Origin of the sequence: Enterobacter chuandaensis (assembly GCF_039718975.1) — a bacterium.
Taxonomy (GTDB): Bacteria; Pseudomonadota; Gammaproteobacteria; order Enterobacterales; family Enterobacteriaceae; genus Enterobacter; species Enterobacter chuandaensis.
The window spans coordinates 4339110-4358375 of sequence record NZ_CP097173.1 but is presented as its reverse complement, the minus strand read 5'-3'; the positions used below and the strand labels follow the sequence as shown (position 1 = coordinate 4358375).

Below are 19266 nucleotides of genomic sequence, written 5' to 3'. Positions count from 1 at the left end.
ACGGGTCTTGTCGCTTACCTTACTCGCGGAGGGGAAAATAATACTCACGTTTATTTCATTTACTGAGCCCGGACGATGCGCCCATCTTTTCTTCCTCATTCTTCTGCGACGAAACAAAAAGCACTGCGCCAGAAATTTTCTGCGCTGGCGGAGCAGTATCGTCACGCCATGGCCGTTGCGGATTACGCGACGGCTTCCCGCTGCTGCGAAAAGGCGCTGGCTGTTCTGCCGAACAATATGTCGGTACAAAGCGATTACGCCCTGAGTCTGATGCGTGAGGGAAAGCATGACCGGGCTTATAAGGTTTATCGCAAGATTTATCAGTCGCTCCGCCGTCACGAAGCGTCAGAAACCTGGCTTGATGGCCTGACGGAACTGTGCGGACATATGGGCAAAACGGCTGAAATGCGTGCCTACGGTCTGGAGTCATTGACCCTTTCTGACCAGCGCTTTCGTCAGGGAACCGTCTGGCCGCTGCCCCAGACGCCACCGCCGACTTTTCAGGCGGATTGCCGCGAAAAGAACATCATCGCGTTTAGTCTGTACGGCGACCAGCCGCGCTACTGCGAAACCTTAATTAAAAATATCGATGCCGCCGCCGGGCTGTTTCCTGCGTGGCGCTGCCGCGTCTATCTCGACGACTCCGTGCCGCAGCACGTCTGGCAGCGGCTGGAGCAGGCGGGCGCGGCGCTGGTGGATATGAGCCATGAAAAGGGGATCTACCCGACGATGTGGCGTTTTCTGGTGATGGATGACCCGCAGGTCGACCGCTTTTTGGTGCGAGACGCCGACTCCTTGCTGTCCGAGCGGGAACAGGTCTGCGTGGAAGCCTGGCTGCGTTCGCCGTTTTATTTCCACCATATGCGCGACTACTTTACCCATACCGAACTGCTGCTGGCCGGGATGTGGGGCGGCTGCGGCGGGCTGGTCCAGAATGTGGAAGGGATGATGCGTCAGTTTGTGGCGGGCTATCAGGGCAGCGCGCGTTTCACCGATCAGTATTTCCTGAAGGTGGCGTTGTGGCCCACCGTTCGGCAGAGCATTATGAATCACGACGAGATTTTCGCGTTTCACCATGCCCGGCCCTGGCCAGAACACCCGCCTGTCCGCTGGGAGGCAGAGCATTTTCATGTTGGCAGTAATGCCGGGTTTACCGTACTGGCGGGGCCGAGCGAGAAAGCGGACGGCGAAAAGCAGGCCGTTGTGCTACGGTTTGATGGTGTGAGCTATCGCTATACGGCGCTGGTGCGTAACGGGCAGTGGACCTTACCCGTGCCTTTCTTCCTCGCCGACCGTTTTCGTCAGGGAGAGATGCAGGTGGAGGCGATCGGGGATACCGGCACATGAGCCGTTACTCAAGAGACGCGACCTGCATACCGACCTGCACCAGCAGCTCCGTCTCAAGACCCGAGTGGTGATAGACCTCGTACTGCACACCATCCACGGTGACAGACCCTCTGGCTTTCATCCACTCTCCCGGCTCTGAATCGGCGGGGAGCAGGTCGGAAAGATTAACCTGTTCCCCCGAAGTCCCTTTTATCAGCCATTGTTTACTGTTGTCATTAATAAAAAGGCTCTCCTCGCGCTGAATTAAAATATCGCCGAGGGAGATCGCCGTCAGGGCCGGAAAGTTATCGTTAATTGCCTCGTCCGTGTGGGCTTCTGTGCTGTTGTCGCTGTTATTGTTCATCACGAAGTAACCTGTTTACGCATAGCAAATCTGCCTGATTTTTACCTGCCATGGAAAAAGGGAACAATAAGGTCGGTCTTATAAAAAAGAGATTTACGCTTATTCGCAAAAACAAGACCGACCTTAATCAGGGCTGGCGCCTGTATTGCTAAAATTCCCGCAAATTATGGCGGGTAATCAGGCAATGTGGTTCGACGCGCAGTTGCTAAAATAGAGACAACCTCTTTACTGGCCCCTCCAGTTCTTCTCCTCAGGGAACCACTCATACGATGCGTTTTTTATCTGCCCGGTTGATAAGCCTGTTTTTACTGTTGTGCAGTGTCGGACAGATTCAGGCCCAGGAACTGTCTCTGCAACGCCGTGTGCAGGTCAATGCGCCGCACGTCCAGTTTAATGTTGATGTGCAGCAGTGGCTGGACAACAACCAGACGCTTCATGTGGGCGTCTGGGGGCAGCCCCATCCCCCTTTGAGTGAAGGCATGGGCCACGGGCTTTTCAGCGGCATTGCTGCCGATTATCTGGCGCTGCTGGAGGATAGCCTTAAGGTCAACGTCAAACTGCATTATTACAGCCATAGCCGCGATGCGTTCCAGGCGCTGCGCCGTCATGAAATTCAGATGGTGGCGATGTGGAACCCGGAACTTTGGCCAAATCCGGATCTGGTAACCACGCCGCCATGGCTGCTGGATAAGGCGGTCCTGATGACCACCCGCGATCGTGCTGACGACGCACGCGAAGCCATCCCCAGGAAACTGGGGCTGATGTCGGATACCAGCGCCAGCCCGGCGCTGCGTCGTTACTACCCTGGCAGCACGCTCCGTTTTCAGTACTGGTACCCTTCAGCCGTCAGCGCGCTGGCGTTTAAGCAGATAGACGCGCTGTGGATTAACCGCGCAAGTGCGGAATACCTCACCCAGTATCATCAGGCCCAGGGGCTACACTGGCGCTATAGCCCGGCGCTGCCCAATCTGAACATGAGCTTTGGCGTGGATCGCCAGCTGCCGCAGCTGGCGGAAGCCATCGACACGGTGTTTAAACACATTCCGTTAGCCAGCCGTTTGCGTATTACCAACAGCTGGGGACTCAACCGGAGCTTCGTGATCACCACCAACCCGCTGGCGCTGGATCAGGAGGAAGAGAACTGGCTGCGCGAGCACAGTCAGATCCAGGTGATCCTGGATAGCCGCCAGCGTCCGCTGTCGTTTGTGGAGGAGGGATCGCCCGCGGGTCTGGTGGTTGACCTGCTCAATCAGTTTAGCGAGCAGTACGATATTCAATTCACGATTCTGACCGCCGGTAGCGACGCCGAACTGAATGCACTGAAGCGGGACAACCCGGACGCGCTGATGCTCAGTCTGCAGACCGACATAGCGCAAAAGTCTACCGCGAGCATGGCGATGACCTCACCGTTGCTCACCACGCCCTCTGTGGTGGTCATGGATCAGGAGATCAAACGACCGGATGATTTTTCCCAGCTGAAGGGCGAAAAGCTGGCGATTATGGCTGATGACCCGCTGATCCACTGGCTGGAAACCTGGTATCCCACCATCCAGCTGGTGCCGCTTACGAAGATGGATGATGCGCTCGCGTGGCTGAAAAAAGGCGACGTGCGCGGCGTGATTGCGCCGCAGTTTATCGCCAACTATCTGGTGACGCGCCATCATCCCACCCGCTTTCATCTGGCGGTGACGGTACCCGTACCGCCCACGGATGTGGTGATGGCCGCGCAAACCGACACCAGCCAGCCGATTAATATTCTCAATAAGGCGCTGGCGGATATGCAGCCGCAGGCGTTGATGCAGCTGGCGGGCGACTGGCGACAAGCCGCCATCGACAATAGCGAAACCTGGGCGCAAAGCACGGTGCTTAATTCCCTGGTCTGGGGCGTGCTGCTTCTGCTGGTGGTCACCGGGTGTTGGCTGTGGATCCAGTATCTGCGCGCCGCGCTGCGTCGCGGGAACGTCTGGCAGCAGCAGCTTGCCGAACAGTTGCGTTTTACCCAGGCGCTTATAGACGCCTCACCCGTGGCGCTCTATGTGCGCGATCGCAACGGAAACCTGCTGCGTTACAACCAGGTCTGGGCGGAGACCATCGGTCAGCCGGGTGAGGTATTGCAGGGGCAGCCTGTCACGGCGATCGCCATAGCCGAACCGGCGGTGCTGGCGAACCTGGAGGCGAAGTACCAGCAGGCGTTGCAGGATGGACAGCCGCAGAACTGGTCTGAAAGCTGTACGATCAACGGCCAGCGACGTTATCTGCAGGGCTGGGTTGTGCCGTGGCATGACGGCCAGGGCGATATCAGCGGCCTGATTGGCGGCTGGCTGGATGTCACGGAAAAAGAGCAGCTGATTGCCCAGCTTTCAGAGACGAAAAATAACCTGGAACAGGCGATCGGCAGTAAGAACGCGTTTATGCAGAGCATGGGGCATGAAGTGCGCACGCCGCTTAGCGTGATCACCGGCCTGCTGGAGATGGAGCTTCAGGCGCTGGAGGCGCGGCATGAGCATAACGAAAATCTGAATCTGATCTGGGAATCTTCCCTGAGCCTGCTTTCGCTTATCGGGGATATGTTTGATGTTTTCCGGGCCGATAACCCGCAGCTGAATGGCACGACCCGCAGCACGCATTTGCCCCAGCTGATCCACAGTACGGTGGCGCTCTATCGTCAGCAGGCGGAAGCCAAAGGGATCACCCTGAACGTGTTGATCGAGCTTTCCGGTGAGCGCTTTATTACCGATCCGCTGCTGATTATTCGCATCCTCTCCAGCCTGCTTCGCAACGCGATCAAGCACTCGAACGGCGAAGAAATTGACGTTGAGGTGTACGAGGGCACCACAGACGCGGGCTCCACGACCGTCCCGCTGGTCATTGAGGTGTGTGACCAGGGAGAAGGAATCGACGGAAAGCGGCTGGAGGAGATTACCCGACGCGCTCACCACGTGACGCTGAAATCCGAGTGGACCGATACCGGGTTCAGCTTACCGGCCTGCCTGTATATGGCGCAGGCCGCAGGGGCGGAGGTGCGTATCGACAGTGAACCGCATGAGGGCTGCGTGGTGAGCCTTCACTTTGATGCGCAGCCCGCCGCCGGTAAGGTGTTAACACCTCCTCCCGTCGACCAGGCGCGCAGCCTGCATATTCTGGGAGTGGATGACTACCCGCCTGCACGCCGGGCGCTGCAACAGCGGCTGGAGTCATGGGGGCACCGGGTATCGCTGGCGACGCAGGGCGCGGAGGCGCTGTCGATGTGGCAGCAGAATCCTGGCCGCTACGATGTGATTATTACCGATTGCACGATGCCGGAAATGGACGGCTATGAACTGGCACGGCAAATCCGCCACACCGAGCAGCTGACAGTCCAACCGCAGATCCCGGTTTTCGGTTTGAGTGCGATGAGCGGCGAGGAATCGGCTGCTCGCTGCATTGAGGCCGGTATGAATGAATACCTGGAAAAACCGCTGACGGCAGAAAAACTCCAGACGCTGCTGGACCGCTATTTTGCTGGCAGCGGCGCTAAATCTGAGTGGGTGAATGATGCCACGTGGGCACTGCAGGCCGAAATGGTCGAGGTCAACAGGCAGGATGCCAGCAAGCTGACGCAGTGGCTCGCGCAAAAAGAACGCGATAAGGTGGGCCGCATGGCGCACCGCATTAACGGCGGCGCAAGGATGATGAACATGACGTCTCTGCAGCAAGCCTGCGAACAGCTGGAAGCGGCCTGTAATGAAGAACGCGGCTGGCAAGAGATTGAATCCCTCGTCAACCGCGTCCTGGAAGAGATGAGTCGGTTTAATCAGCAGCTGTCGTCAGAGAACAGCGATGCGCGCTGACGTTCTGGCATTAACGCATGGTCACAAACTCTTCCGCCGCCGTCGGGTGGATCGCCACGGTGTTGTCGAAGTCTTTCTTGGTTGCGCCCATCTTCAGCGCCACCGCGAAGCCCTGCAGGATCTCGTCCATGCCGAAGCCAATGCCGTGGATACCGACAATCTTCTCATCCGGGCCGATGCAGACCAGCTTCATGCGGCACGGCTGACGGTGTGAGGTGACGGCGGTATACATCGCTGTAAACGCTGATTTATACACTTTCACCTGATCGTCGCCGTACTGCTCGCGCGCCTGCGGCTCGGTTAAGCCGACGGTGCCGATTGGCGGGTGGCTGAAGACCACGGTTGGGATAAGGTTGTAATCCAGATGCTCGTCCGGCTTGTTGTTGAACAGACGCTCGGAGAGACGACGGCCCGCCGCGACGGCGACCGGAGTCAGTTCAACCGCACCGGTGTTATCACCGACGGCGTAAATGCCCGGCACGCTGGTGTTCTGGAACTTATCAACGACGATATAACCTTTGTCATTTGTTTTGACGCCGGTCACGGCCAGGTTGAAGCTGTCGTTCGCTGGTTCACGGCCAATCGCCCAGATCAGGCAGTCGACGGTCTGGCTGCGGCCATCTTCCAGCTCCAGGGTCAGGCTACCGTCCGCGTTTTTCACCACCGCTTTAGGCACGGCGTTGGTGTGCAGGGTTGGGCCTTCGGTGTTCATCACTTCAACCAGCGTATCGACGATCAGCGGGTCAAAGCTGCGCAGGGGGGCGTGTTTACGCACGAACAGGTGCGCTTCTGCACCCAGGCCGTTAATCACGCCAGCCAGCTCAACCGCGATGTAACCTGCGCCCACAATGGCAACGCGTTCTGGCAGAGCAGGCAGCTCGAAGAAACCGTCGGAGTCGATACCGTATTCCGCGCCCGGAATGTTCGGGTGGCTCGGACGGCCGCCGGTGGCGATCAGGATGTGATCGGCGGTGATCGTTTCGCCGTTCACTTCGATCGTTTTCGCGTCCACAAAGCGGGCGAAACCGTGGATGACGTCAACGTTATTCTTGCCCAGCACGTTGTCGTACGAGGTATGAATACGGTCGATGTAGGCGGTACGGCTGGCGATAAGCTTGTCCCAGTCGAAATTGTTAATCGTGGTGTCAAAGCCGTAGTCCGGACCGTACATATGGATCGCTTCACGGATTTGCGCCGCGTGCCACATCACTTTCTTCGGTACACAACCCACGTTCACGCAGGTGCCGCCCAGCGCTTTGGCTTCAATCAGCGCACACTTCTGGCCGTACATGGCCGCGCGGTTGATGGAGGCGATGCCGCCGCTGCCGCCGCCGATTGCGATGTAGTCATAATGCTTAGTCATAGCTCTTGTCCTTAATCGTAAATTGCCGCGATTGTATACCTGAAATCAATAGTTTCCACCGATGGCTGCGATTACTCCGGCACGATCCAGCTGACGGTGGCGTGGCCCATTCCGGCTGGCACCAGCGTTTTGTGCAGCCACGGCAGCACGTTGTTCATCTGCGCTTCGAGCTTCCACGGCGGGTTAATGACGATCATGCCGGAAGCGGTCATGCCGCGCTGGTCGCTGTCCGGGCGTACCGCCAGCTCAATCTGCAGGATTTTGCGGATGCCGGTCGCTTCCAGGTCTTTGATCATGCGTTTGATCTGCGCGCGCAGCACCACCGGATACCACAGGGCATAGGTGCCGGTGGCAAAGCGTTTGTAACCTTCGTTAATGCCGGTCACCACCGCCTGATAGTCGGTTTTGATTTCGTACGGCGGGTCGATCAGCACCAGGCCGCGACGGGAAACCGGCGGCAGTTTGGCTTTCAGCTGCTGGTAGCCATCGGCTTTGTCCACGCGGGCGCGGTTATCTTTCTGAAATTCAGAACGCAGCAGCGGGAAGTCGCTCGGGTGCAGTTCGGTCAGCTGGAGGCTGTCCTGCTCGCGCAGCAGCTGGCGGGCAATCAGCGGTGAACCCGGGTAGTAACGCAGCTGGCCGTTGCGGTTGAAGTGGTTCACCACGCCAATGTACGGCTCCAGCTCGGCAGGCAGATCGTCCTGCTGCCAGATACGCGCAATCCCTTCCAGGTATTCGCCGGTACGCTCGGCATGCTCGCCGCTCAGCTGGTAACGGCCCGCGCCCGCATGGGTGTCCAGATAGAGAAACGGCTTCTCTTTCTCTTTGAGCGATTCGATGATCAGGCTCTGAACGGTGTGTTTGAGGACGTCGGCATGGTTGCCAGCGTGGAAGCTGTGGCGATAACTGAGCATGGGTAATGATTTTCCGCTGAATTGACGATTTGCCACAGTTTACAGCAGAACGGCACAGATTACCCGCAGGCCCGGTAAGCGCAGCTATTGAAATCCTCTACACTTAACCCCATTACTGAAAACAATATGCACAGCGCCGGATGCGCGCTTCATTCACCTATTTCAACAGGACAGCGTTTATGACCAATCCATTACTGACGCCTTTTTCGTTGCCACCGTTTTCTAAAATCCTCCCTGAGCATGTGGTTCCAGCCGTTACCCAGTCGCTGGACAACTGCCGAGCGGCGGTAGAAAGCGTGGTTGCGCAGGGCGCGCCGTACACCTGGGAAAATCTGTGTCAGCCGCTGGCCGAAGTGGACGACGTACTGGGGCGTATCTTCTCCCCGGTGAGCCACCTGAACTCGGTGAAAAACAGCCCGGAACTGCGCGAAGCCTACGAACAAACCCTGCCGCTGCTCTCTGAGTACAGCACCTGGGTCGGTCAGCACGAGGGGCTCTACAAAGCCTACCGCGACCTGCGCGACGGCGACCACTATGCCGAACTGAACACGGCGCAGAAAAAATCGGTTGATAACGCGCTGCGCGACTTTGAGCTGTCCGGTATCGGCCTGCCAAAAGAGAAGCAGGTTCGCTACGGTGAAATTGCCGCGCGCCTGTCCGAGCTGGGCAACCAGTACAGCAACAACGTCCTCGACGCCACCATGGGCTGGACGAAGCTGATCACCGATGAATCCGATCTGGCCGGTATGCCGGAAAGCGCGCTGGCGGCGGCAAAAGCGCAGGCCGAAGCGAAAGAGCAGGAAGGCTTCCTGTTAACGCTGGATATCCCAAGCTATCTGCCGGTGATGACCTACTGTGACAACCAGGCATTGCGCGAAGAGATGTACCGCGCCTACAGCACCCGCGCCTCCGATCAGGGGCCGAATGCCGGTAAGTGGGACAACAGCCCGGTGATGGCGGAGATCCTCGCGCTGCGTCACGAGCTGGCCCAGCTGCTGGGCTTTGAAAACTACGCCGATAAATCCCTCGCCACTAAAATGGCCGAGAACCCGCAGCAGGTTCTCGACTTCCTGACCGATCTGGCGAAACGCGCTCGTCCTCAGGGGGAGAAAGAGCTGGCCCAGCTGCGCGCCTTCGCGAAAGCGGAGTTCGGCGTTGACGAGCTTCAGCCGTGGGATATCGCGTACTACAGCGAAAAACAGAAGCAGCATCTTTACAGCATCAGCGACGAGCAGCTGCGCCCGTACTTCCCGGAAAACAAAGCCGTTAACGGCCTGTTCGAAGTGGTAAAACGCATTTACGGCATTACCGCTAAAGAGCGTACTGATATTGACGTCTGGCATCCGGACGTGCGCTTCTTTGAGCTGTATGACGAGAAAAACGAGCTGCGCGGTAGCTTCTATCTGGATCTTTACGCGCGTGAAAACAAACGCGGCGGGGCGTGGATGGACGACTGCGTGGGCCAGATGCGTAAAGCAGACGGTTCTCTGCAAAAGCCGGTCGCCTACCTGACCTGTAACTTCAACCGTCCGGTAAGCGGCAAGCCTGCGCTGTTCACCCACGATGAAGTGATCACCCTTTTCCACGAGTTCGGTCACGGCCTGCACCACATGCTGACCCGCATCGAAACCGCAGGCGTTGCAGGCATCAGCGGTGTGCCGTGGGATGCGGTCGAGCTGCCAAGCCAGTTTATGGAAAACTGGTGCTGGGAGCCGGACGCGCTGGCGTTTATCTCCGGTCATTACGAGACCGGCGAACCGCTGCCGAAGGAACTGCTGGATAAAATGCTGGCGGCGAAAAACTACCAGGCGGCGATGTTCATCCTGCGTCAGCTGGAGTTCGGCCTGTTCGATTTCCGCCTGCACGCGGAGTTCAGCCCGGAGCAGGGGGCGAAAATCCTCGAAACCCTGGCCGAGATTAAAAAGCAGGTTGCCGTTATTCCAGGGCCAACCTGGGGCCGCTTCCCGCACGCGTTCAGCCATATCTTCGCGGGCGGCTATGCGGCAGGCTATTACAGCTACCTGTGGGCCGACGTGCTGGCGGCGGATGCCTTCTCTCGCTTCGAGGAAGAGGGGATCTTCAACCGCGAAACCGGCCAGTCGTTCCTTGATAACATCCTGACCCGCGGCGGTTCAGAAGAGCCGATGGAACTGTTTAAACGCTTCCGTGGCCGCGAGCCGCAGCTGGACGCGATGCTTGAGCATTACGGGATCAAAGGCTGATTGCTACGTGAAGATCTGCTTAGTGGATGAAACGGGCGCCGGAGACGGCGCCTTATCTGTTCTGGCGGCCCGCTGGGGGCTGGAGCACGATGAAGAGAACCTGATGGCGCTGGTGATGACGACAGCGCATCTCGAATTACGCAAGCGCGACGAACCGAAGCTCGGCGGGATTTTTGTCGACTTCGTTGGCGGCGCGATGGCGCACCGGCGCAAGTTCGGCGGCGGTCGCGGCGAAGCGGTGGCCAAAGCGGTCGGCATTAAGGGGAGCTATCTCCCGGACGTGGTCGACGCCACGGCAGGGCTGGGGCGCGACGCGTTTGTGCTGGCGTCTGTCGGCTGTCACGTGCGGATGCTGGAGCGCAATCCGGTGGTGGCCGCGCTGCTCGACGACGGGCTGGCGCGGGGCTACGCGGACCCGGAAATCGGCCCGTGGCTGCAGGAGCGCTTGCAGCTTATCCACGCCTCCAGCCTGACGGCGCTGACCGATATCACCCCGCGCCCGCAGGTGGTCTACCTCGACCCGATGTTCCCGCATAAGCAGAAAAGCGCGCTGGTGAAAAAAGAGATGCGGGTATTTCAGTCGCTGGTGGGGCCGGATTTAGACGCAGATGGCCTGCTGGAACCGGCTCGTCAGCTCGCGACGAAGCGGGTGGTGGTGAAGCGTCCGGACTACGCGCCGCCGCTGGCGGACGTTGCGACTACTAACGCGGTGACCACGAAAGGGCATCGGTTTGATATTTATTCGGGTACGCCAGAATAAAAAAAGCCGGGTGGCGGCTTCGCCTTACCCGGCCTACTTTCAGTGCCGCTTTTTTTGCACTTACTCGTCTTCTTCGTCGCGCAGCGGAACAATCAGCATGTCCACGTGAACGGTGTTAATCAGCTGGCGCGCTGAAGACATCAGTTTGCTCCAGAAGTCCTGATGGTGACCGCATACCACCAGGTCCATATCGTATTTCTTAATTGCATCAACCAGCACCTGGCCCAGGTCGCCGCTGCCGCTCAGGGTTTCGGTGATCGGATAGCCCGCGTTGGTGGAGAGTTCGCTCAGCGCGTGGTGGGTCTCTTCGGAGATGCGTTTCTGCATATCGCCAAGATTCACGTCGATCAGACCGGTGTAGAGGTCGGAGTAATTCACATCAACGTGGATCAGCGAAACTTTCGCGTTGTAAGGACGTGCCATGGAGACTGCTTTATCAACCAGCACTTTGCTCTCCGGGGAGAGGTCTACCGCGATAAGAATGTGTTTGTAAGCCATAGTGTTACTCCTTCCTTAAGTTATCGATGACTAAATGGGAAAGCGTCGTCTGATGCTTTCATTACGGCCCAGTTAAACATATTTTTCAAGCTTTGGTGTTGATAACGATTAACCTTGTGGCAAAAAAATTAACGGATCTCCTACACTATTTAATGAACCGTTCGGATATTAAAACGCGAACCGGATCGATTTTTAGTCATTCTTTCACTGAACTGTCTGTCAGGGCATTGGGGTGCGGTAGCTCAGAAGCCTTGCTTCGTGGGCGGACGCCGGGGAGGATGTATGATTAGCACCGTCGCATTATTTTGGGCGTTATGCGTAGTTTGCATAGTGAATATGGCGCGCTACTTCTCATCATTACGTGCGCTGTTAGTGGTACTTCGTGGTTGCGATCCGTTGCTGTATCAGTATGTGGATGGTGGAGGGTTCTTCACCTCGCATGGGCAGCCCAGCAAGCAGATGCGTCTGGTGGGGTATATCTACTACCAGCGCTACCGCGATCATCACGATGAAGAGTTTATCCGTCGCTGCGAACGTCTGCGTCGTCAGTTCATTTTGACCAGCGCCCTGTGTGGGCTGGTCGTGGTCAGTATGATTGCGTTGATGATTTGGCACTGAGCATAACAGCAGGCGGGGTAAGACCCGCCTTGTTTCATCTGGCCCAGGGTTTAACTGAGAATCGAAGATCTGAAATATTGTCCTCAATCGAGATAACCCTCCCGCTGTAGGCAATTTTCACTTCTCCGTTTGCATCAATGCTTGCTGAGGTAATTGTGCCTGTACCTTCAATGATCGGATGCTTCATAGCGAGCTGATGGATAATGTCAGTATCTTTCCCTGCTATCTCTTCTGAGAGATAGTAACGGTAGATTGTGGGCACGGTTGCGTCACCCTGATTGTTCACGGTCATATAGAGCCAGACACTGTCAGATAATTTATAAGCGCGCTGAAGCTCATCGCTATTACGCTGATTGGGCTGGTAGTTTAACCAGAGAAACCCAATGACCAGAGCTAAAAGCGATAGTGTCACAAGGCGATGAATCCATTTAGTAGCCGTTTTGAATGGCATACTCTATTCCTTCTCTGATATTGCGTTGGTCCGTCGGGTCGTCCCCGTAAGGCGGTTTTTCGTGCCACCTTCCCCATTCAGGTTTTGAGGTGCCAGCGCGTCTTTGGGCCCAGCCTGCGCCCATAAGAAGAATGTTTGCAGGGATTCCCGCGGCAGTTCCGGCGGCACCGAAATTGAAGTTACCAAATGCTGCTAAGTATGGGTCGAACTTTTTGTAGTCCCAGGGACCACCATTCCTGACTTTCTGGTAGAACCAATAATACGTTGAGGGAGTGGCCATATTACGCGACATGCCGTGAATGCGTGCTTCGCGCATGTTGTTCGCTATAACAATTGAGCCAGGTCCTGGAATAGGGACGGAAGCCATACATTCTCCTTTGTCTGGTTTTTCTTCTGGCGGCCATGATAGTTTTATCTTCGCAATTGGGTTGGGCAAAAAATGTTCAGAAAATCCTGACGTTATAAAATGTCCGACTACAAACAACAGCCATAAAAAAAGCGGGTCAGTTTCCTGACCCGCTTTTTTGTCGCCTTCAACCGATTAAATCAGCTTCAGCGAAATCCAGTACAGACCGCCAGACAGCAGGATGGACGCCGGAAGGGTGAACACCCAGGCCATCAGAATGTTGGTCACGGTTTTGCGTTGCAGACCGCCACCGTCAACAATCATGGTACCTGCCACGGACGAGGAGAGTACGTGGGTGGTGGATACTGGCATACCGGTGTAGCTTGCCAGGCCGATAGATACCGCCGCCGTCATCTGCGCGGACATACCCTGCGCATAGGTCATGCCTTTCTTACCGATCTTCTCGCCGATGGTGGTCGCCACGCGACGCCAGCCAATCATCGTACCGATACCCAGAGCCAGCGCGACGGCCATGATGATCCAGATTGGCGCGTACTCAATGGTGTTGAGCATGTCGCTTTTCAGTTTCTTCAGCAGACGTTTGTCGTCAGCATTAACCTCTGGCAGCTTCGCGACTTTATCGGTCACGTCAGAGATGCAGAGCATAATGCGACGCAGCTGACCACGCTGTTCCACAGCCAGTTTGTCGTAGCTTTCGATATCGCCCAGCATGCCTTTGGCACGTTCCAGCGCGTTAATCGCGTTAGCCGGATGGCAGTGGAACTCACCAGGGGCGGTAGTTGCCCCAGCTTCCGGAGACGGGATGAGCTGGTCAACGCCGGTCGCTTTTTTCAGCAGCTCAGGGTGCTGCTGGAAATAGGTCTCAACGTTGTTGACCGCATCACGGGTACGGGTAATTTCGTAACCGGAGGCGTTCATGTTAACCACGAAGCCCGCCGGTGCGACGCCAATCAGTACCAGCATCACCAGACCAATGCCTTTCTGCCCGTCGTTCGCGCCATGAGAGAAGGCCACGCCGATAGCGGAAATGATCAGGGCGATACGCGTCCAGAACGGCGGCTTTTTCTTGCCGTCTTTCTTTTCACGCTCTGCTGGCGTCAGGTGGATTCGCGCACGTTTCTTCGTGTTGCTCCAGTAGCGACGCAGGATGAAAATCAAGCCACCCGCCACCACCAGACCCACGATAGGGGAGACGATGAGTGAGGCAAAGATCCCCAGTACTTTCGGGATATTTAACGCATCAACAACCGAGGTCCCGGTCATCAGGGCATTCGTTAACCCGATACCGATAATCGCGCCGATGAGAGTGTGAGAACTGGATGCAGGCAGGCCGAAATACCAGGTACCGAGGTTCCAGATAATCGCAGCAAGCAGCATTGAGAACACCATAGCAAGGCCATGGCCAGAACTAACGTTAAGCAGCAGATCCGTTGGCAGCATATGCACGATCGCATACGCAACGCTCAGTCCGCCCAGGAGGACACCAAAAAAGTTAAATACCGCCGCCATAACAACCGCAAGCTGCGATCGCATTGCGCGAGTGTAGATAACCGTTGCTACTGCGTTTGCAGTGTCGTGGAAGCCGTTGATCGCTTCGTAAAACAGTACAAAAACCAGAGCAAGCAATAGTAAAAGCCCGGTATGTAAATCCAGGCCGGCAAACAAATGTAGCATAGGACGTTACGCCATTTTGAGGACATGAACGCGGCGCATTATCCAGGACAAATGCGCAACGGGCAAAGTGAAATATAGACTTTTTTTGACATACCACCTGATTTGAGAAAAGTGCCTTAAAGGATAATCGTTAAATTTCAATGAAATGGCTTTGTAATATCTTTTTACGCTGGTGTGACCACAGAGGAAACTTTACAATCCGCGGCAGTTAACGAAGAGGATTTTGACGTGGAAAGGTTTGATGCCGTGGTCATTGGCGCCGGTGCGGCGGGTATGTTTTGTGCGGCAATGGCCGGACAAACGGGTCGTCGCGTGCTGTTACTCGATAACGGCAAAAAGCCAGGCCGCAAGATCCTGATGTCCGGCGGCGGGCGCTGCAACTTTACCAATCTCTATGTCGAACCCGCGGCCTATTTGAGCCAGAACCGCCATTTTTGCAAATCCGCGCTGGCGCGTTATACCCAGTGGGATTTTATCGATCTGGTCGGTAAGCACGGCATCGCGTGGCATGAAAAGACGCTGGGACAGCTCTTCTGCGACGACTCCGCGCAGCAGATTGTCGATATGCTGGTGGCCGAGTGCGAGAAGGGCGGCGTGGTCATGCGCCTGCGTACCGAAGTGCTGGAGGTTGCCCGCGACGAGCAGGGCTACACGCTGCAGCTCAATGGTGACACTGTCAGCGCCGATAACCTGGTCATCGCCAGCGGCGGTCTGTCGATGCCGGGGCTGGGGGCGTCCCCGTTCGGCTATAAGATTGCCGAGCAGTTTGGCCTGAACGTATTGCCTACGCGCGCCGGGCTGGTGCCGTTTACGCTGCATAAGCCGCTGCTGGAGCAGCTTCAGACGCTTTCCGGCGTGTCCGTTCCCTCCGTTATTACTGCCGAAGATGGGACGGTGTTCCGCGAAAACCTGCTCTTTACTCACCGCGGTCTCTCCGGCCCGGCGGTGCTGCAAATCTCCAGCTACTGGCAGCCGGGTGAGTTTGTCACGGTAAATCTGGTGCCGGACTGCGATCTGGATGCATTCCTCAACGAACAGCGCACCGCTCACCCGAATCAGAGCCTGAAAAATACCCTGGCGATGCAGCTGCCAAAACGTCTGGTAGAGTGTTTGCAGGTGCTGGGGCAGATCCCGGATGTGACGCTCAAGCAGCTGAACAGCCGCGAGCAGGAAACGTTGGTGGATACCCTAACGAACTGGCGCGTCCAGCCAAACGGCACCGAAGGCTACCGCACGGCGGAAGTGACGCTGGGCGGTGTCGACACCAATGAGCTTTCCTCGCGTACCATGGAAGCGCGCAACGTACCGGGGCTCTATTTTATCGGCGAAGTGATGGACGTTACCGGCTGGCTCGGCGGGTATAATTTCCAGTGGGCGTGGGCCAGCGCCTGGGCCTGCGCGCAGGCGCTGGCGGAAAAGAACGTTTAGAATTGATTTTTTTTGAGTGTGGCCTTCACTGAAAGCCCACTCTTTTTCTCTGCTGGTTTACGCCAGCCTGCATGGTGCTGTGTTCTGCCTCTATAAAAGGGTTGTGTATGTCTGCTGCTCATCTCGGTTTCCCGACGGAAACCGTTGTTGTCTTTGTGGTGATGGCCGTTGGGGCGATGTTTATCGACCTCTTCATGCACCGTCACGATAAGCCTGTCTCGCTGAAAAGCGCGGCGATGTGGTCCGTTTTCTGGTTCTCAATGGCAATGGCGTTTGCCGGGTTCCTGTATATCCATCACGGCGCCGAGATGGCGAGCCTGTTCCTCACCGGCTACGCGCTGGAAGAGGTGCTCTCCATTGATAACCTGTTTGTGATGATGGCGATCTTCGCCTGGTTCGGCGTGCCGGATAAGTACCGTCACCGCGTGCTCTACTGGGGCGTGCTGGGGGCGATTGTCTTCCGCGGTATTTTCGTGGCGATCGGCACCAGCCTGCTGAGTCTGGGGCCGTACGTGGAGGTTATTTTCGCGCTGGTCGTCGGCTGGACGGCGGTGATGATGCTCAAACGCAACGAAGAGAGTGACGAAGTGGAAGATTACTCGGGTCACCTTGCCTATCGCCTGGTGAAACGCTTCTACCCCGTCTGGCCGAAAATCAGCAGCCACGCCTTTATTCTGACCCAGAAAGAGGTGGATGCAGAGCTTGAGAAGCCGGAAAACCAGGACGTAACGGTTGGCCGTGTGAAGAAGGCGAAGCGCTATGCGACGCCGCTGCTGCTCTGCGTGGCGGTGGTCGAACTCTCAGACGTGATGTTCGCGTTTGACTCCGTACCGGCCATTATCGCGGTGAGCCGCGAGCCGCTGATTATCTACAGCGCCATGATGTTCGCCATCCTCGGCCTGCGTACCCTCTACTTTGTGCTGGAAGCGCTCAAGCAGTATCTGGTGCATCTGGAGAAAGCGGTGGTGCTGCTGCTGTTCTTCGTGGCGTTCAAGCTGGGTCTGAATGCGACCGATCACTTCTGGCACCACGGTTACAGCATTGGCGCGACGGCCAGTCTGTTTGTTGTGTTAGGCGTGCTGGCGCTGGGGATTATTGCGAGCGTGTTGTTCCCGGGGAAACGTGAAGCCTGATGTACCGTTTTTCTCCCTCTCCCTGTGGGAGAGGGCTGGGATGAGGGCATCAGGCCGCACTTAACCCTTAATCGGTGAATTCCGGCGCTTGCGCGGGTGATGGAAATGCCGCCAGTGCGGATCCTGCGCCGCCGCCAGCAGTTCGTGGTCGCCGCGGGTGTCTCCCCAGGCGCGCAGGTGATAGGCGTTCAGATCGCCATACACCTTTTCCAGTCTCGCCACCTTCTGCGCACAGCGGCAGTTGTTGCCGGTGATACGGCCCGTCAGCTTGCCGTCCTTCACTTCCAGCTGTGTGCCAATAAGCTTAATGCCGAGCTTGTCCGCCCACGGCTGGAGCACCAGCGCTGGCGACGCAGAGCAAATTGTCACTTCCGCACCGGCATTCACCTCCGCCGCCACCGCCAGCACCCCTTCAGGGCGCATCAGCTTGCTCCAGTATTTTTCGCAAAAGGCTTCCGCCTGCTGGCGCAGCCAGTGTTCGTCCACGCCCGTCAGGAACGTTTTAATCAGCACTTCTTTTAGCTCATCGCGCGTCAGCTTGCGGCGCACGCAGTGGAGCGTGGGCAGCGCCATGCGCACCAGGCGACCCGCGAAATAGCGTTTCCCAAAGGCAAAACGCAGGAAAGGGATAAAGCTGTCGTGGTGCGTTAATGTCCCGTCAAAGTCAAAGACAGAGAGCACGTTGGATTTTGCCACCGTCTCGTCGGCAATCATATTGGTCATAAATACGTCTTAGCTGAAATACACATTCTGTGGATCAGTGTACCTGCTTTACCTGAACAGTCCTTACATCACCGCCATTTTTTTCTCGATCTTGCGATCTGAAAGTGAGTCCAATTTTGGCCTCAATAATGATTGGTGAAAAAATAAGCTGTCTATATTATCGCCACATCGCAAGATATTTCGGGGGAACATTGGCCCCCACCGGTAAGGAAAAATTCACGCTTAGTTCCAGTATAGATATGACGTTCAGATCGCTTATTTCAATCCTCACGTTAAGTTTTGCTTCGTTTTCTGCGCTGAGTTTTCAGCTGCCCGCATCGATGATCTCCGTAGATAGCACGTTTGCGGAATCGCCGGTGAAATCGGCTCTGTTTCACCAGGAAACAGGCCCGCTGCGCTCGCGCATTCTCGATCAATACCAGAAGTGGAAGGGCACCCAGTACCAGTGGGGCGGCACCACGCACCGCGGGGTAGATTGCTCCGCGCTGATGCAGCATCTGTTCAGCGATGCCGCGCACCTTTATCTGCCGCGCACGACGAGCGAGCAGATCCATCGCGGCGTTCGGGTGGCGCAATACCGCCTGAAGGCGGGAGATTTGGTCTTCTTCCAGACGGGTCCGAACCGCAGGCACGTTGGCGTGTATATCGGTAACAGCCAGTTTATTCATGCCTCAAGCAGCCAGGGCGTAACGGTCTCAACCCTGACCGATGACTACTGGCAGGCACGCTACATTACCGCCCGTCGTGTCGCGGGCAGCGCCGCCTGACGACGTTAAATAATGTCATCCACCACGCCGCCATCGACGCGCAGTGCCGCGCCCGAGGTGGCGGAGGCCTGCGCTGAACAGACATAAATCACCATATTAGCGACTTCTTCAACGGTGGCGGCGCGCTGAATAACCGAGCTGGGGCGGTTGGCCATGACAAACTCTTTCGCCAGCTGCTCCAGCGATTTACCGGTTTTCTCGATCTCGTCTTTCATCATTTCAGCGAAACCGTCCGACATCGTTGGGCCCGGCAGCACGCTGTTCACCGTCACGCCGCTTCCCGCCACGAACTTTGCCAACCCGCGCGCCAGCGAGAGCTGTGCCGTTTTGGTCACCCCGTAGTGGATCATATCCGCCGGGATATTGCAGGCCGACTCGGAGGAGATAAACACAACGCGGCCCCAGCCTTTTTTCACCATCCCCGGAAGCAGGGCGCGGGAGAGGCGCACGCCGGACATCACGTTGGTCTGCCAGTAGCGCTCCCAGGTTTCATCGTCGGTGCCATAGAAATCCTGCGGGCCGTAAATCCCGGCGTTGTTCACCAGAATATCGACGTCGCTCGCGACCTTCAGCAGCGATTCAACCCCTTCCGCGGTGCTGAGATCGGCAATGGCGGCACGCACCTGCACGCCCGGCACCACCTGCTGTAGCTGCTGAATCCCCTTGTTCACCGAGTCGGTACTGCGGCCATTAACAATCACTTCCGCGCCGCTTTCTGCCAGGCCTCTGGCAATGGCGAACCCGATGCCGCCGGTAGAGGCGGTGACCAGCGCCACTTTCCCCGCAAAGTCGATTTTCATCATCAGCTCCTTATCGTTTTAACGTTCG

Annotated in this window: 17 protein-coding genes; 8 read left to right on the top strand and 9 right to left on the bottom strand. The window is 56.9% G+C overall.

Features of this window, described 5'->3' with window-relative positions:
- Positions 1 to 75: 75 nt before the first annotated feature.
- Positions 76 to 1347: a tetratricopeptide repeat protein gene (locus MX657_RS21035; protein WP_419179117.1), complete on the top strand. Its 1272-nt coding sequence runs from the start codon at positions 76 to 78 to the stop codon at positions 1345 to 1347.
- Between the two features lie 4 nt (positions 1348 to 1351).
- Here the strand turns inward: MX657_RS21035 and MX657_RS21030 are convergent, their stop codons facing one another.
- Entirely contained in the window at positions 1352 to 1690 is a 339-nt protein-coding gene (locus MX657_RS21030; RefSeq protein ID WP_119916301.1) for a Biofilm associated protein A, read from the bottom strand.
- A gap of 269 nt (positions 1691 to 1959) precedes the next feature.
- Here MX657_RS21030 and MX657_RS21025 point away from each other — a divergent pair, with 269 nt between their 5' ends.
- Positions 1960 to 5520, top strand: coding sequence for a response regulator (locus MX657_RS21025; RefSeq protein WP_346806691.1), 3561 nt, complete (start codon positions 1960 to 1962; stop codon positions 5518 to 5520).
- 10 nt (positions 5521 to 5530) lie between these two features.
- On the opposite strand, the gene gorA is transcribed toward MX657_RS21025, so the two are convergent.
- Together gorA and MX657_RS21015 are read right to left on the bottom strand one after the other, a co-directional pair.
- Positions 5531 to 6883 (bottom strand): glutathione-disulfide reductase, encoded by a 1353-nt coding sequence (gorA, locus tag MX657_RS21020; RefSeq protein ID WP_346806689.1) that lies wholly within the window; start codon positions 6881 to 6883, stop codon positions 5531 to 5533.
- 71 nt (positions 6884 to 6954) lie between these two features.
- Entirely contained in the window at positions 6955 to 7797 is an 843-nt protein-coding gene (locus MX657_RS21015; protein ID WP_346806687.1) for a 23S rRNA (adenine(2030)-N(6))-methyltransferase RlmJ, read from the bottom strand.
- A 179-nt stretch (positions 7798 to 7976) separates the two neighbouring features.
- On the opposite strand from MX657_RS21015, the gene prlC reads away from it, so the two are divergent.
- The gene (gene prlC, locus MX657_RS21010; RefSeq protein ID WP_080329099.1) at positions 7977 to 10019 is read left to right on the top strand and encodes an oligopeptidase A; all 2043 of its coding nucleotides are present in this window, start codon (positions 7977 to 7979) and stop codon (positions 10017 to 10019) included.
- Positions 10020 to 10026: 7 nt separating this feature from the next.
- Positions 10027 to 10779, top strand: coding sequence for a 16S rRNA (guanine(1516)-N(2))-methyltransferase RsmJ (rsmJ, locus tag MX657_RS21005; RefSeq protein ID WP_032640378.1), 753 nt, complete (start codon positions 10027 to 10029; stop codon positions 10777 to 10779).
- A gap of 60 nt (positions 10780 to 10839) precedes the next feature.
- Here the strand turns inward: rsmJ and uspA are convergent, their stop codons facing one another.
- Positions 10840 to 11277: a universal stress protein UspA gene (gene uspA / locus MX657_RS21000; protein ID WP_003861223.1), complete on the bottom strand. Its 438-nt coding sequence runs from the start codon at positions 11275 to 11277 to the stop codon at positions 10840 to 10842.
- A 282-nt stretch (positions 11278 to 11559) separates the two neighbouring features.
- Here uspA and uspB point away from each other — a divergent pair, with 282 nt between their 5' ends.
- Positions 11560 to 11895, top strand: a complete 336-nt coding sequence (gene uspB, locus MX657_RS20995) for a universal stress protein UspB (protein ID WP_003861224.1) — start codon at positions 11560 to 11562, stop codon at positions 11893 to 11895.
- Positions 11896 to 11929: 34 nt separating this feature from the next.
- Here the strand turns inward: uspB and MX657_RS20990 are convergent, their stop codons facing one another.
- From MX657_RS20990 to pitA, 3 genes are all read right to left on the bottom strand, one after another.
- Complete coding sequence (locus MX657_RS20990; protein ID WP_080329097.1) at positions 11930 to 12346, bottom strand: hypothetical protein; 417 nt, start codon at positions 12344 to 12346, stop codon at positions 11930 to 11932.
- The gene (locus tag MX657_RS20985; RefSeq protein WP_346806683.1) at positions 12324 to 12713 is read right to left on the bottom strand and encodes a polymorphic toxin type 44 domain-containing protein; all 390 of its coding nucleotides are present in this window, start codon (positions 12711 to 12713) and stop codon (positions 12324 to 12326) included. The genes MX657_RS20990 and MX657_RS20985 overlap by 23 nt, the downstream gene beginning before the upstream one ends.
- A gap of 174 nt (positions 12714 to 12887) precedes the next feature.
- A complete protein-coding gene (gene pitA, locus MX657_RS20980) occupies positions 12888 to 14387 on the bottom strand; it encodes an inorganic phosphate transporter PitA (RefSeq protein WP_080329096.1) in 1500 nt (499 codons plus the stop codon).
- 228 nt (positions 14388 to 14615) lie between these two features.
- On the opposite strand from pitA, the gene MX657_RS20975 reads away from it, so the two are divergent.
- Positions 14616 to 15815, top strand: a complete 1200-nt coding sequence (locus tag MX657_RS20975) for an NAD(P)/FAD-dependent oxidoreductase (RefSeq protein ID WP_346806682.1) — start codon at positions 14616 to 14618, stop codon at positions 15813 to 15815.
- A 107-nt stretch (positions 15816 to 15922) separates the two neighbouring features.
- The gene (locus tag MX657_RS20970) at positions 15923 to 16948 is read left to right on the top strand and encodes a TerC/Alx family metal homeostasis membrane protein (protein WP_080329092.1); all 1026 of its coding nucleotides are present in this window, start codon (positions 15923 to 15925) and stop codon (positions 16946 to 16948) included.
- A gap of 60 nt (positions 16949 to 17008) precedes the next feature.
- On the opposite strand, the gene MX657_RS20965 is transcribed toward MX657_RS20970, so the two are convergent.
- Positions 17009 to 17671, bottom strand: a complete 663-nt coding sequence (locus MX657_RS20965) for an HAD family hydrolase (protein ID WP_119916307.1) — start codon at positions 17669 to 17671, stop codon at positions 17009 to 17011.
- A 239-nt stretch (positions 17672 to 17910) separates the two neighbouring features.
- Here MX657_RS20965 and MX657_RS20960 point away from each other — a divergent pair, with 239 nt between their 5' ends.
- Positions 17911 to 18438: an NlpC/P60 family protein gene (locus tag MX657_RS20960; RefSeq protein ID WP_333017529.1), complete on the top strand. Its 528-nt coding sequence runs from the start codon at positions 17911 to 17913 to the stop codon at positions 18436 to 18438.
- Positions 18439 to 18443: 5 nt separating this feature from the next.
- On the opposite strand, the gene MX657_RS20955 is transcribed toward MX657_RS20960, so the two are convergent.
- Positions 18444 to 19238, bottom strand: a complete 795-nt coding sequence (locus MX657_RS20955; protein WP_080329090.1) for an SDR family NAD(P)-dependent oxidoreductase — start codon at positions 19236 to 19238, stop codon at positions 18444 to 18446.
- Positions 19239 to 19266: the final 28 nt, after the last annotated feature.